A 13,465-nucleotide genomic window follows, 5' to 3' on the forward strand; every position below is an offset into this window, starting at 1 on the left:
GGCTTAATTTGAAAATTTGAAGATTATTTATGTAAATTGGCCAAACAAAAAATCTAACCTAGATGAGTCCATTCGCAATTTTAACACTGATAGTAATTTATTTTGGAATTTTATTTGTCATTTCTCATTTTATGAGTAAAAACAATAGCGGAAATGATGCCTTTTTTAAAGCTAATAAAAACTCGAAATGGTATTTAGTTGCTTTTGGAATGATTGGTACTGCTCTTTCTGGTGTTACATTCATCTCAGTCCCGGGAGAAGTTGGAAATCCTGATTTACAATTTAAATACTTTCAGTTTGTACTAGGAAATGCTATCGGATTTATCATTGTAGCAACGGTACTACTGCCGCTATACTACAGAATGAATTTGACTTCTATTTACGGTTATATCGAACAACGACTTGGAAAAACAAGCTACAAAACAGCTGCTTCTATATTTTTAATCAGTCGTACTATTGGTTCTGCATTTAGATTGTATTTAGTGGTTATTGTTTTACAACGATATGTGTTTGATTATTACGGAATTCCTTTTACCGTTACAGTATTCTTGTCTCTGTTATTAATTTTTGCTTACACCTACAAAGGTGGTTTGAAAACAATTATTATTACAGATACTTTACAAACGTTTTTCTTAGTTTCATCTGTTTTTTTAACGATTTTCTTTATTTGCAAAAGTTTAGATTTGAGTATTTTTCACGCTTTTGAAACTGTAAAGGAAAGTCAATATTCTAAAATTTTCTTTTTTGATGACTATTTAAAAGGAAACTATTTTTGGAAACAAATCTTTGGAGGTATTTTCGTTACCATTGCCATGGTAGGACTTGACCAAGATTTAATGCAAAAAAACTTAAGTTGTGCAAACATTGGCGAAGCTCAAAAAAACATGTTTACTTTTACGGGAATCTTTGTTATCATAAACATCTTCTTCTTAAGTGTTGGTGCTTTATTATATATGTATGGGGAGAAAAACGGAATTTCAGTTCCTATGGTGGATGATGTAGCAAGAACCGACTTTTTATTTCCTGAAATCGCTTTAAAATCTCTTGGATTGATTCCTGCTGTGGTGTTTTTATTAGGTTTAACAGCAGCTACATTTGCCACAACCGATTCCGCATTAACTGCTTTAACTACATCTTTTTGCATTGACTTTTTAGGAATGGAAAAAAATGAGAACATCAATAATCCTAACATAGTAAGAACACGTCATTTGGTTCATATTGGATTTTCCTTCTTGATGTTTCTAGTGATTGTGTTTTTTAATACTGTAAATGATGCCTCAGTTGTGAAGATGATTTTCAAAATTGCTTCTTACACATACGGTCCGCTCTTGGGCTTATACGCTTTTGGTTTATTTATGAAAACCAAAACGGTAAACGACAAGCTAGTACCTTTTATTTGTTTAATTTCTCCAGCTATTTGTTATTTTATTTCAACACATTCTTCTGAATGGCTAGGTGGATATACAATTGCAGAAGAATTAATTATAATAAACGGATTGATTACTTTTATCGGTTTATTGTTTATCAGTAAACCTGCCACTGGGGAAACAAGATTTTAATACTGATTCGTCCCAAGTAAAACCAAAGTACAGGCCGCTTCATAAGTAATTTTATTTTGTTCAAGAATTTTAAATAATTCAGGATTTTCTGTTCCTGGGTTAAAAATTACCCTTCTAGGTTTTAAATTTACAATGTAATCGTAATATTCTTTTTGCCGTTGTGGATTAAGATATAATGTCACAGTATCTATGTTTTTAAAATCTGGAAAGCCTTTTTGAATTTCTATACCAGAAAGAATTTCATTTTTCAATCCAATAGCCACCACTTCATGCCCATGGCCCAATAATTTATTAACTGCTAAAAAAGAATATCGTTCTGGATTTGTAGATGCTCCAATCACAAGTGTTTTCATGAATCTCATTTTAATATTAAATAAATTTACTACTTTTAACTTACAACATGAAATAGTTAACATTGTCTTCACTTTATTCAATACCTCAAAAGGTAATTTTGTAAAAAACTTATGGATTTATTTTTCTACATCTTCGCAGCATTATTTTCTGTATTAAACCCAATAGGAGCTATTCCGGTTTTTGTTGGACTAACCAATGGTTATACTCGTGAGGAACTCTCTAAAACTTCATTATGGACAGCAATAAACGTATTTATAATTATGATTGTTGCCTACTTTCTAGGTGAATATGTTTTACGTTTTTTTGGTATTAGTTTAGAAGCCCTTAGAATTGCCGGAGGTATGATTATTGCAAACTCAGGCTTTGGTTTGCTTTCAGGACAAGTAAAGAAGCGTAAAGGAATCAATAAAAAAGTTGAATCTGAAGCACAGCAAAAACATGCCATCGCATTAACACCACTTGCTATGCCTTTGTTAGCAGGACCTGGATCAATTTCATTATTAATTGCTTTTTATCAAGAACATCATAATTGGATTGCAATTTCTATCGCTGTTGGATCAATTTTAGCTGTTGCATTATCCATTTTCTTAATATTAAATAGTGCTCACTATTTGGTAAAATACCTTGGAGAAGCTGGTATAGTTGCTATTTCAAGAATTGTTGGATTTTTTGTCATCGCAATTGGAGTTCAATACATTGTGAATGCCTTATTAACAATTATCAAAGGTAACTTTTAAGAAAAAGAAAGACCTCTAAAAGAGGTCTTCTATCACAAACAAAAAAACAAATAACCACACTGTTAAATGTTAAAACTTTTTGCTTCCATCTGGTTGATAAACATAGTTGAAAGTAAAATATTTTGAAGGCTCCGTTCCTAATGGATTTGCGGGTGCATTTTGATAATAACTAAGAATTTCAAATTTGGCGTATTTTCCATTAGCGGTTTTTATAACAAATACTCTTCCTGCAATAGGAGCTATAACATGATTTGTTGGGTTATAGGTATACCATCCGTTACCACTTCCTGTTGGAATTGCATAAGCAGATTGAGCATCTTGCTTAAAACTGTCATCAGAAGGAGCTTCAGTAACACCCGAAAGTGTATTTGAAACAGTTGCCAGTAACACATTACCATTTTTAGCTGGTTCGCCAGTTCCTGAATAACCTCCATTAACAATAATACTTGTTCCTCTAAAAGCAATATCCCAGTTATCTCCTGAAGTTACAATTTCTCCAGTTGAAAAGCTAAATTTTACAAAATCACCCGAAACTGGTTGCCCTTGCCCTCCCGATTGCGGTGCGTATAAATTTGAAACTTTTTTAGTTTGCAAACTTTGAGATTGAATGACTGTTTCTTGATCATCGCTTGAACATGATGCAAAGAGCAAAACAATTAGTGCTGAAGCTAATTTTAAAAGATTTTTCATAGTGTTTGATTTAAATTATTGGTATTGATTATTAAAAATTAAATTGAATTTTCCCATAAATAGTTCTTCCCGAAATATTACTTGCATTTTGAGAATCTGTAAAATCTAAAAGATTGTCTGCACCTATCATTATCTCAAAATTTTTCGACAAGACTTTTGAGAGTGAGGTATCGAGAATGAAATAATCTTTTGCAAAAACGTCATACTTATCAAGTATTGAATTATTATTTGTATCTAATAGTCCATACTTACTTCTATAAGTAACTCTCATAGAATGATTGAGTTTTAAAGAAGGTATCTGCCAAGTAGTTTTAAAATTCGCTGTATGTTTTGATCGGTTAAACAATCCTACATAATCTGTTGCTTTTAATTTGAAAGTTTCAAGTGTTTCGGGATTTCTTGCAAAAATTTCTCCTTTATCAATTCTTTTTATTACATCTTTATCTTTTGCTAATAAAAATTGATAGCCAGCTGCTATTTGAAAATTCTCAAAAAGTTGATACGTAGAATTAATTTCTATACCCGAAGTAAAAACAGAACCAATATTGTAATAGCTAAATACATTTTGAAGATTTGTTAATCTAGCAATTACTTTTGTATCAATTAAATTATTGATTGAATTATAGAAAGCATTGACAGATGACTTGAGTTTATTTTTATTCAACTGAAATCCGAAATTATATCCAATGCTTTTTTCAGATTGCAATTTGCTTGAAAAAAAATCAGAAGACACATAATGTGCATCAATTCTACCTTGACTTTCTAGTTCTTCTAATCGTTGTGAAGCTACATTATACCCTAAAACTATGTAACCTATTGCGGGGTTCTCAAAATCAAAATACAATTGTCGTAAATCTGGAGCTTTAAAACCAAAACCAACAGACCCTTTGACAGATAAATATTTATTTAAAAAATAGTTTACTGCTAATTTAGGACTAAAGGCAGAAGCGTAGATTTCACTTTTATCAATTCGAGCTCCAGCTAAAATATTCCACTTATCTTTTACATTATAGTCATATTGAAATAATCCATAGAGTGAATTATTTGAAGCTTCTTCACTAAAATATGTTCGATCTAAAGTATTTATATTATATCCAATTCCTAAAGTATAGGTAACATTATTTATCGAGATAGAAGATCTTAACTCATTACGTAATAAATCTTCTTTGTAATGACTTTGACTAATTAATTCTCCATTTAAATCTGAATTAGTTTTTTCTTTTGTTTGGTATTGTGTTTTATAAACTTCATAAATGAAATTTAATTTTGAAGTTGGTTTGTAAAACAATCTTGAATGAACATTAAATTCATCTGTTTTTGCAAATCCAGAATATGTTTGACCAGAAGATTCATATCCTACATGACTGTTTTGATGAAAATACCTGTTTGATATTATTAAATCTAACTTTTCAGAAAAAGTATAATTAAACTTTAAATGTGGAGTCAAATTATAAAATGGCATGACTGTTTTTGTAGAAGTACTTTCATCTAAATCATAACCATTAGTCATATAAGTATTAAGTCCTGAAGTAATACACCATTTTTTTGATCCAAATGAAAAATTGAAATTACTATCCTTAGTCTCAAATGTGCCATATCTAAAGCTTGCATGACCTAATAATTTCTCCGTTTTTTTATTTTCGGTTATAATATTTATGACTCCTCCTATTGCTTCAGAGCCATATAAACTAGAAGATGGTCCCTTGACAATTTCTATTTGTTTAATATTATTTACAGAAATTCTATTTAAATCTAGGGTCCCTGCACTTCTCCCAATAAAAGGAACACCGTCTATCATAATTAAAGTATATTGAGCATCTACACCTTGCATTTGAATTCCAACTCCTCCACCAAAATCCGGAACGGTTAGCAAACCTATTTGCTCGTTAAGAATATCCGAAAGTCTTAAAGCACCAGATTGTTTTATTTGATTATTTGTTATTATTTGAGCAGGTAACGGCAATGATGACAATTGACGATTTGTTCTAGTTGCTGATAAGAGTACTTCATCTAATTGCTTTGTTGAAGTAGAATCTACAACACTATTTTTTTGTTGAGAAACCATTGAAAAAGAGGTAAACAAAAGTAGCATTATCAGTTTTTTATTTAGAAACATTCTTAATAATTTCTGACAAATATATATCTTATTTTTATTTATTCTAAATTAATTTAATATTTTTGCTTCAGATAATTTTTACAAAACCTATACAATGAAAAAAATTAAATTCGTACTTATTGGCTATTTTTTAATCAACTCACTGATTATTAATGCTCAAGACAAAAGAGATGTAAAAGCAATTAAATCGATGTGTGGCTGCTATGAAGTCACGTTCAATTTTGCCGAAACTTTTAAAACAACAAAAGATGAACAATACAAACCATCACCAACAAAGACAGACTATGGTTTAGAATGGATTGAATTAGTAGAAGATAAACCTTCAAAAATTGTAATGCAGCACTTACTCATTGTAGGCGACACAACTATCGTTAAACATTGGAGACAAGATTGGCTCTTTGAAAACACAGATTTTTACCAATTTTATAAAGATAAAAGCTGGAAATATGTAAGTAAATCAAAAAACGAAGTTAAAGGACAATGGACTCAAAAAGTGTATCAAGTAGATGATAGTCCAAGATATGAAGGAAGCTCTTCATGGGTTCACGTAGATGGAAAATCATATTGGATGAACACAACTGATGCTCCATTACCTAGAAGAGAACATACTATTAGAAATGACTACAATGTATTGAAAAGAAGAAACATTCATGAAATAACAAATAAGGGATGGCTTCATGAACAAGACAATGAAAAAATTTTACGCTCAGAAGATGGAAAAGATAAAACGATTGCTTTTGAAAAGGGCATGGTTTTTTACAAAAAAGTGGATGATTCAAAATGTATTGCTGCTCAAAACTATTGGAAGAAAAACAAAGTCTTATGGCAAAATGTTAGAAACAAATGGCAAATCATATTTGATTTGAAAAAAGATTTGAATCTTGAAACTGTAGTAAACAAACAACCCTTATTTATGCATTTATTCAAATTGAAATCGAATGCTACAAAAAATGAAACCGATAAAATAATTGACAGTTTTGTTAAGAATTAAAAAAAGCCTCTGTTGAGGCTTTTTTTATTAGTTATCTTTTGGCAAAAAAACTTCAGCCATCATACATCTTGCGCTTCCGCCTCCATACTTTTCTATTGTATCTAGATTTGAATACAAAATAGATGAGTGCTTTTCAATTTGAGCAATTTGATTTTTATTTAAAGAATTATAAGCCGATTCGCTCATAACCAAATAATTTTTATCGGCTCCTTGCAGCTGTAACATATTACCTGCAAAAGCATTAACTTGTTTTTCTGTGATGTAAATAATTTCTTTTCCGTCTTGTTTTAAACTTTCTAAAACCGATTTTCTCTCTGTTTTATCATCAATACATTCGCTACAAATAATAGCAAATGTTTCACCAACAGACATCATCACATTCGTATGATAAATTAATTCACGATTACCATCGACTGTTTGATATGCGTTAAAAATGATAGGAGAAAACTCAAAATCTTCACAAAACTCAATAAACAAATCTTCATCGGCTCTAGGAGATAAGGCGCAATAAGCTTTGTTATTTGCTCTATCTAAAACTATGCTTCCAGTGCCTTCAAGAAAAACACCTTCTTCTTCTGCAGAAGTGTAATCCATCACATCGTTTATAACAAAACCTTTATCTTCAATAATATCTAAAATATCCTCGCGACGCTCTAGCCTTCTGTTTTCGGCAAACATTGGATAAAGAATCACATCTCCTGATTCATGAAACGAAATCCAATTATTTGGAAATACAGAATCAGGAGTATCAGTATCTTTCGTATCATCTACAACAATAACTGAAACACCAACTTCTTGCAATTTGACAACTAACGCATCAAACTCTTGCTGAGCTTTTACATTGATTGCTGCAGGAAGCATTCCATTACTATCTTTTTGATAAAAATTATTGACTGCCGTTTGTTCATTCTTTCTAAATGAAACTGGGCGAATCATTAAAATTGTATTAGTTATTTGCTGCATCTATCTGTTTCGAATAGTATTTGTTATTGTTTCTACAATGTCTAAAGTTACTTCGGCCATAGTATTTTCCTTTTCGTCTAAACACGGATTTACTTCAACAATTTCCATGCAAACAGTTTTAGAATTAGCCGCTAAAGCATTCATTAAATCTTTAGCCTCTTCAGGTGAAATTCCATTTGGTACAGGAGTTCCTGTTCCATGTGAAGTCATATCTGGATCCATTGAATCAACATCAAAGGTTACATAAACAATGTCACAGTTTTTAAGTTGATCATTTATTCCTTCAACGATTTTAGCAACACCTAATGTACGTACATCGTTTACCGAAAACCACTTAATACCAAATTTATTAATTACAAATTCTTCTTGTTCTTCAGTATCACGAACTGCTACATATACTACATCTTCAGGTTTTACCTTTTGACTAACACCTCCAACATTTTTTAATTGATTCCATAATGCAGCTGTTTCAGCGTCTACATCATTAATTTTACATTCTATATTATCAACATCCATTACAGATGCTAACGGCATACCATGCATATTTCCTGAAGGAGTTGTATAAGGCGTGTGAATATCAGCATGCGCATCAATCCAAACCGCACCAATACGTTTATCAGGAAAAGCAGATTTAATACCACTAATAGTTCCTCCAGCAGAACCGTGATCTGCTGCTAAAATAATTGGGAATGAGTTTTTGTTTAAAATTTCAGCAACCTTAGAATTGAGTTCCTGATAAACCGACAAGAGACCATCGATTCGTTTAGCGAAAGGATATTTTGTTGGTTTGTCTAAATATCCATTAGAATTTGTTGTTTTTTCGAGAGTATTTTCACCAAAAAGGTAACTCTCTTTTTTCCTGGCAGCAGTTATAATAGCATCTGGCCCCAAAGATGCTCCGCGTGTTCCAGCAGTAATTTCTGATTTGTTGATTAAAAAAGTAACATTAGTACTCATAAATTTTTTGTTCGATAATCATTTAGTAAATGAATAATTCATTAGTCTAGTTTGTCTGCTACTAAGCAATTATCTGTTTCTTGGGCAAATATAAAAAAGGGTTTCGAAGGTAAGAAAGAAATACTTTAATTTATTAAAAAAGAAAAGGCGATGAATTCTCATCGCCAATCCCAATTTAAAAAAAATTCACTTTATTGTTTAATAACTTTTGATGTTGTTATCCCTTCGTTTGAAATTATTTTAAACATATAGATCCCTGATGGAAGCTCACTAACATTTATGCTAATTTTAGAAGAACTAAGTTTTTGTTTTTTCAACAAGCGTCCATTTGTATCGAATACTTCTAAAGCAACATTACTTAAATCATTTATTTCTAAAACAACTTCATTTTGCACTGGGTTTGGATACAACTTAAAACTAGAATTAATATCAAAGTCATTGGTATTAAGCGGCGGACAATCTGGAGAAGAAAATGTGCTATTAGCATTTGAATCTGAAAACACCCAGCCAGTACAAGGAGCAAATGAGGTATTAGTTGTATTAGTAGCTAAAGTAGTGAATGCTAAGTCATCAAAATTTGTACAATTAGTAAATAGCCATATACATGGTTCATATTTCAAAACCCAAGTATTCGAATTATTATCCCATACTATTTCTTTAAAATAATTTCCTGACCCATAAGCATCACAGTAACTCTCTGATGTAAAATCATTACAAGTTAAATTATCTGTTTTGTAATGTGGTTTGCCATTTACAGTATCTACATAATAATATATTCCAGCATAATCACCAGTAACAGTTATAGGAGCAAAAGGAGAAGCAATAGTACATCCTGTACCTTGAGAAAAAGAATAGACCCCTTGTATTTGACCTAATCTATGACCACCTCCTAACAGTTGGTTACTTATAAGATTAAAATTAAAACCGTCAAATGTAAAATTAGTAACCAAACCAGCTTCGTTGTTACTTAGACAAGTATTGTAATTATTTACTATTTCAGAACCGGTTCTTGCTACTGACCAAATACGTAAATTATCATATTTAGCATTTGCAGAAGAAACAAACGAAACTCCTCCTAAACTAATAAATGGAACGTTATTATCATTCAACGTACTTGAAAAATTATAATCAACAGATTGAGCTCCGTTAACATACAGTTTCACATTTTTAGTACCATTATTAATTACAACTATGGCCACATGATACCATTGTCCTGAATTAAATGAAGGTGTACCAGGAATAGTTTCTTCTGAAACTCCATTACCTAATGTTAAAATTGATGCGCCAGAATTAGTAACAAAAAAACGGATAGGCCTAGCAATAAGAGAATTATATCCTAAAGAATTAAAACTTGCATTGAAATCTGTCAATTCATTTAAATAAAAATCATATTCAATGGTAAAGGAATTAATATTCAAGCTAAAATATGAAACATTAGTATTATTAACATTAAAGTAACTTGCACCACCAATCTCTAAGGCTTTATTTTGGCTAAAAGAAATTAAAAAATTAAAAATCAATAACAGGGATAAGTATTTTTGCTTCATAAATTTTTGTTTAAAATTTCAAACAAAAATAAATTCAAACAACAAAATTGACAATAGGTAAATCAACCTGCTTTTTTTAGTTTTCGATTCCTGGCACAAAAAGTCTGTTTTGAATTGCATAAACAACCAAACCAACAATATTTTTAGATTCGGTTTTTGAAAGTAAATTATTTCGATGACCATCAACAGTACGAGGGCTAATCGAAAGTATTTCGGCTATCTCTGCAGATGATTTTTGTAGGCAAATAAACTTTAATATCTCCAATTCTCTTTCTGTTATTTCCGAATTTAAAATACTGCTTTTATCATCGTATTTATTTTTAATAAAAGAAAGCATAAATTCCTCATAACAAAATCCATTTTGATAAACCATTTTAATACGATGTATCATCTCTGCTGGAGTTATACTTTTAGGAATATAACAAACTGCTCCAACAGACAACATCTTCTTCATAAATGATTCTGAAGTATAAGACGACAATGCTATGATATCTATTTCCGTAAATTTATTACTGATATATTTGGTTGCTTCCACCCCATTATATTCTGGCATATTAATATCCATTAATATAATATCAGGTAGATTGTCAGGATTGCTTTCTAAATGAAATATTAGTTCTTTCCCATTAGAAACATCAAATAAAACCTCAAAATCATCTTCCTGAGCCAATATATTTTTAATCCCTTCTCTGATTAAAATCTCGTCATCTGCTAATGCAATTTTGATTTTAGCACTCATATCAAAAATCGAATTTTAAGACAAAGCCTGGTTTAGAAAAGTCAATAGAATAATTTCCTCTAATAGATTTTATTCTACTTTCAATATTAATAAAACCTAATCCTTTATTGGCTTCAAACTTTTCAGGATTTAAACCAACTCCGTTATCATTATATTGACAATAAATTTTAGAATTTTCATCATCAATAGCAACATCAATTATAGACGCGTTTCCGTGTTTAATCGAATTATTAATTAATTCTTGCAAAATTCTAAAAACATGCAACTGTTTCTCTTTTTCAAGAATAGACAAGTCTACTGGACATTGAAAACTAATTTTGATTTGTTTGGATTTATTGTAATCATTAACTAATTCTTCAATTGCATCATTTAGTCCAAACTTTTCTAAAATTGGAGGAAATAAATTGTGAGCTATTTTTCGTGAAGATTCAATTGTAGATTTATTAATAGATTCAATTTTATTTAAACTATCCTTCTTTTCTAAATCTGTAGCTTTTTCAGATTGTAATAAGTGCAAATTTAATGATAGGGCAATTAATTTTGAACTAATATCATCATGTAGATCTTGAGCGATACGTTTCCTCTCTTCTTCTTGTACTTCCAAAGTTTTTATGTGAATTTGCTTTTGAAATTCTAATTCCAGATTTCTCTTTTCTATTTCCTTTTCAAAAATTTTATTTCTAGATTTTATGATAAAAACAGTAATAATAATCATTATCACAATTAAAAAAAGAACAACAAAAAGAACTATGTATGGTAAATTATTTTCTAACAAATTTTTCTCTTTTAATAGTAAAGTATTCTTTCAAAATTAACAATTGGTACACAATAAAAAAAAGATCTTTAATTACCCAATGATCTATATAAGGATCTTCATTAAAAACCAATGATAAGTTTCCACATAAATACACAATACAACTGCATAAAAAGTACATTATCATACCTAAGCAGAAATAAAAATAATCTTTTTTCTGACCTAATGTATTATAAATATGCAGCAGTGCAAAACTTATTATTAAGCACGATACACCAAAAATTTCAATTAAATTAAAATGCCAAAAAGAAGATGGATTGATAGCATATTGAGAAGCAGAAACCAAAAAAACAACTATTGAAGAAATTTTTACATATTTTTTCTGAATGGGAACTTTAAATAAATTGTAGAAAAAAAATCCCAAAAAAAGCAACTGAATTGTAAAGAAAATATGATTTAGAAAAAAATTATTTACTTGAAATAGTATAGCCAAACTGAAACAGACCACACCTTCGAAACATGATGCTATCAAGTAGTAGTTCATTATTTTAACTAACCTTGTTTTATTTTTCAAAAAAACAAACAACAATGTGTTTAAAAACAAAATAAACAATCCAAATAAAAAAATAGAAATACCAATTATATCATTCATTTTTAGTTTTGTTAAGTAGTAAAAATATATTTTTTTCACAACAAAAAAAAGCTCCTCTTATTGAGGAGCTCTTTTTTGCTATATATCAAGATTATCTTTTATCCATAGGAACAAAAGGACGTAATGCATGACCAGTATATACTTGACGTGGACGACCAATAGGTTCTTTATTGATACGCATTTCTTTCCACTGTGCAATCCAACCTGGTAAACGACCAATTGCAAACAATACTGTGAACATATCTGTAGGGATTCCTAATGCACGGTAAATGATACCTGAATAGAAATCTACGTTTGGATATAATTTTCTGTCTACAAAATATGGATCAACTAATGCAGCTTCCTCTAATTGTTTTGCGATATTTAGAATTGGATCATTTACCCCTAATTCAGCCAACACTTCATCAGCTGCCTTTTTAATGATTTTTGCACGCGGATCGAAGTTTTTGTATACTCGGTGTCCGAATCCCATTAAACGGAACGGATCATCTTTATCCTTTGCTCTTGCTAACGCTTTTTGAGCATCACCACCATCTTTTTGGATTTGTTCTAACATTTCAAGTACTGCTTGGTTAGCTCCACCATGCAATGGCCCCCATAAAGCAGAAACACCTGCAGAGATTGAAGCAAATAAACCAGCGTGTGAAGAACCAACAATTCTTACTGTAGATGTAGAACAGTTTTGTTCGTGATCTGCATGTAGAATAAATAATTTATCTAAAGCGTTAATTACGGTTTGATTTGTTTTGTAAGGACCTGTTGGTAATTCAAACATCAAACGCATGAAATTTTCTACATATCCTTTAGTGTTATCATAATAATTTAATGGGAATCCCATCATTTTACGGTATGTCCAAGTTGCAATAACCAAGAATTTACCCATAGTTTTGCATATTGCCTCATACATTTCTGTTTCATTTTCTACATTTACCACTTTAGGATTAAATGCAGTTAATGCACTTGTAAGTGAAGACAAAACACCCATAGGATGAGCTGTTTTAGGAAATCCATCAATGATGTTTTTCATTTCTTCATTTACTAACGTGTATTTACGAATATCATTTTCGAATTTTTCTAGCTGAGCTCTTGATGGTAACTCTCCAAAAATAACTAGATAAGATACTTCTAAAAAGTCAGCTTTTTCAGCTAACTCTTCAATAGCATAACCTCTGTAACGAAGAATTCCTTCTTCTCCATCAAGGAAAGTAATATCACTTTTGCAAGATCCAGAGTTTTTATAACCAGGATCTAAGGTAATCGCTCCAGTTAAGGCACGTAGTTTTTCTATGTCGATAGCTGGTTCGTTTTCACTTCCTACAATAACTGGAAACTCATACTTATTGCCATCGTACTCTAATATCGCTGTTTTTGACATAATGTAATTTGGGAATTAATCTTAAAATATA

Annotated in this window: 13 protein-coding genes; 3 read left to right on the forward strand and 10 right to left on the reverse strand. The window is 30.5% G+C overall.

Going from position 1 to position 13,465, the window contains the following annotated elements:
* Positions 1–62 precede the first annotated feature (62 nt).
* Positions 63–1,559, forward strand: coding sequence for a sodium:solute symporter (locus BUC09_RS11175; RefSeq protein WP_073311649.1), 1,497 nt, complete (start codon positions 63–65; stop codon positions 1,557–1,559).
* Here BUC09_RS11175 and BUC09_RS11180 read toward each other — a convergent pair.
* Positions 1,556–1,921, reverse strand: coding sequence for a CoA-binding protein (locus tag BUC09_RS11180; RefSeq protein WP_073311819.1), 366 nt, complete (start codon positions 1,919–1,921; stop codon positions 1,556–1,558). The genes BUC09_RS11175 and BUC09_RS11180 overlap by 4 nt on opposite strands.
* A gap of 102 nt (positions 1,922–2,023) precedes the next feature.
* On the opposite strand from BUC09_RS11180, the gene BUC09_RS11185 reads away from it, so the two are divergent.
* A complete protein-coding gene (locus BUC09_RS11185; protein WP_073311651.1) occupies positions 2,024–2,650 on the forward strand; it encodes a MarC family NAAT transporter in 627 nt (208 codons plus the stop codon).
* Positions 2,651–2,719: 69 nt separating this feature from the next.
* On the opposite strand, the gene BUC09_RS11190 is transcribed toward BUC09_RS11185, so the two are convergent.
* Both BUC09_RS11190 and BUC09_RS11195 read right to left on the reverse strand, forming a co-directional pair.
* A complete protein-coding gene (locus BUC09_RS11190; protein ID WP_073311653.1) occupies positions 2,720–3,340 on the reverse strand; it encodes an HmuY family protein in 621 nt (206 codons plus the stop codon).
* Positions 3,341–3,371: 31 nt separating this feature from the next.
* Positions 3,372–5,432 carry a TonB-dependent receptor plug domain-containing protein gene (locus BUC09_RS11195; RefSeq protein WP_234972574.1) on the reverse strand — a complete coding sequence of 687 codons (2,061 nt, stop codon included), beginning with the start codon at positions 5,430–5,432 and terminating at the stop codon, positions 3,372–3,374.
* Positions 5,433–5,550: 118 nt separating this feature from the next.
* Between BUC09_RS11195 and BUC09_RS11200 the strand changes: the two genes are divergently transcribed.
* Complete coding sequence (locus tag BUC09_RS11200) at positions 5,551–6,447, forward strand: DUF6607 family protein (RefSeq protein WP_073311655.1); 897 nt, start codon at positions 5,551–5,553, stop codon at positions 6,445–6,447.
* 27 nt (positions 6,448–6,474) lie between these two features.
* On the opposite strand, the gene ctlX is transcribed toward BUC09_RS11200, so the two are convergent.
* The 7 genes from ctlX to BUC09_RS11235 all read right to left on the reverse strand — a co-directional run bounded on the left by ctlX (position 6,475) and on the right by BUC09_RS11235 (position 13,434).
* Entirely contained in the window at positions 6,475–7,410 is a 936-nt protein-coding gene (ctlX, locus tag BUC09_RS11205) for a citrulline utilization hydrolase CtlX (protein WP_073311657.1), read from the reverse strand.
* A complete protein-coding gene (locus BUC09_RS11210) occupies positions 7,411–8,367 on the reverse strand; it encodes an arginase (RefSeq protein WP_073311659.1) in 957 nt (318 codons plus the stop codon).
* A 191-nt stretch (positions 8,368–8,558) separates the two neighbouring features.
* Complete coding sequence (locus tag BUC09_RS11215) at positions 8,559–9,914, reverse strand: T9SS type A sorting domain-containing protein (protein ID WP_073311661.1); 1,356 nt, start codon at positions 9,912–9,914, stop codon at positions 8,559–8,561.
* 76 nt (positions 9,915–9,990) lie between these two features.
* A complete protein-coding gene (locus BUC09_RS11220; protein WP_073311663.1) occupies positions 9,991–10,653 on the reverse strand; it encodes a response regulator transcription factor in 663 nt (220 codons plus the stop codon).
* Between the two features lies 1 nt (position 10,654).
* A complete protein-coding gene (locus tag BUC09_RS11225) occupies positions 10,655–11,368 on the reverse strand; it encodes a sensor histidine kinase (protein ID WP_143161916.1) in 714 nt (237 codons plus the stop codon).
* A gap of 46 nt (positions 11,369–11,414) precedes the next feature.
* Positions 11,415–11,951 (reverse strand): hypothetical protein, encoded by a 537-nt coding sequence (locus tag BUC09_RS11230; RefSeq protein ID WP_143161917.1) that lies wholly within the window; start codon positions 11,949–11,951, stop codon positions 11,415–11,417.
* A gap of 199 nt (positions 11,952–12,150) precedes the next feature.
* The gene (locus BUC09_RS11235; protein ID WP_073311668.1) at positions 12,151–13,434 is read right to left on the reverse strand and encodes a citrate synthase; all 1,284 of its coding nucleotides are present in this window, start codon (positions 13,432–13,434) and stop codon (positions 12,151–12,153) included.
* Positions 13,435–13,465 lie beyond the last annotated feature (31 nt).

Origin of the sequence: Flavobacterium terrae (assembly GCF_900142035.1) — a bacterium.
Taxonomy (GTDB): Bacteria; Bacteroidota; Bacteroidia; order Flavobacteriales; family Flavobacteriaceae; genus Flavobacterium; species Flavobacterium terrae.

Coding starts and splice junctions, on each gene's coding strand:
- BUC09_RS11175 (WP_073311649.1), top strand. CDS start 63: ATGAGTCCATTCGCAATTTTAACACTGATAGTAATTTATTTTGGAATT.
- BUC09_RS11180 (WP_073311819.1), bottom strand. CDS start 1,921: ATGAGATTCATGAAAACACTTGTGATTGGAGCATCTACAAATCCAGAA.
- BUC09_RS11185 (WP_073311651.1), top strand. CDS start 2,024: ATGGATTTATTTTTCTACATCTTCGCAGCATTATTTTCTGTATTAAAC.
- BUC09_RS11190 (WP_073311653.1), bottom strand. CDS start 3,340: ATGAAAAATCTTTTAAAATTAGCTTCAGCACTAATTGTTTTGCTCTTT.
- BUC09_RS11195 (WP_234972574.1), bottom strand. CDS start 5,432: ATGCTACTTTTGTTTACCTCTTTTTCAATGGTTTCTCAACAAAAAAAT.
- BUC09_RS11200 (WP_073311655.1), top strand. CDS start 5,551: ATGAAAAAAATTAAATTCGTACTTATTGGCTATTTTTTAATCAACTCA.
- ctlX (WP_073311657.1), bottom strand. CDS start 7,410: ATGCAGCAAATAACTAATACAATTTTAATGATTCGCCCAGTTTCATTT.
- BUC09_RS11210 (WP_073311659.1), bottom strand. CDS start 8,367: ATGAGTACTAATGTTACTTTTTTAATCAACAAATCAGAAATTACTGCT.
- BUC09_RS11215 (WP_073311661.1), bottom strand. CDS start 9,914: ATGAAGCAAAAATACTTATCCCTGTTATTGATTTTTAATTTTTTAATT.
- BUC09_RS11220 (WP_073311663.1), bottom strand. CDS start 10,653: ATGAGTGCTAAAATCAAAATTGCATTAGCAGATGACGAGATTTTAATC.
- BUC09_RS11225 (WP_143161916.1), bottom strand. CDS start 11,368: ATGATTATTATTACTGTTTTTATCATAAAATCTAGAAATAAAATTTTT.
- BUC09_RS11230 (WP_143161917.1), bottom strand. CDS start 11,951: ATGAACTACTACTTGATAGCATCATGTTTCGAAGGTGTGGTCTGTTTC.
- BUC09_RS11235 (WP_073311668.1), bottom strand. CDS start 13,434: ATGTCAAAAACAGCGATATTAGAGTACGATGGCAATAAGTATGAGTTT.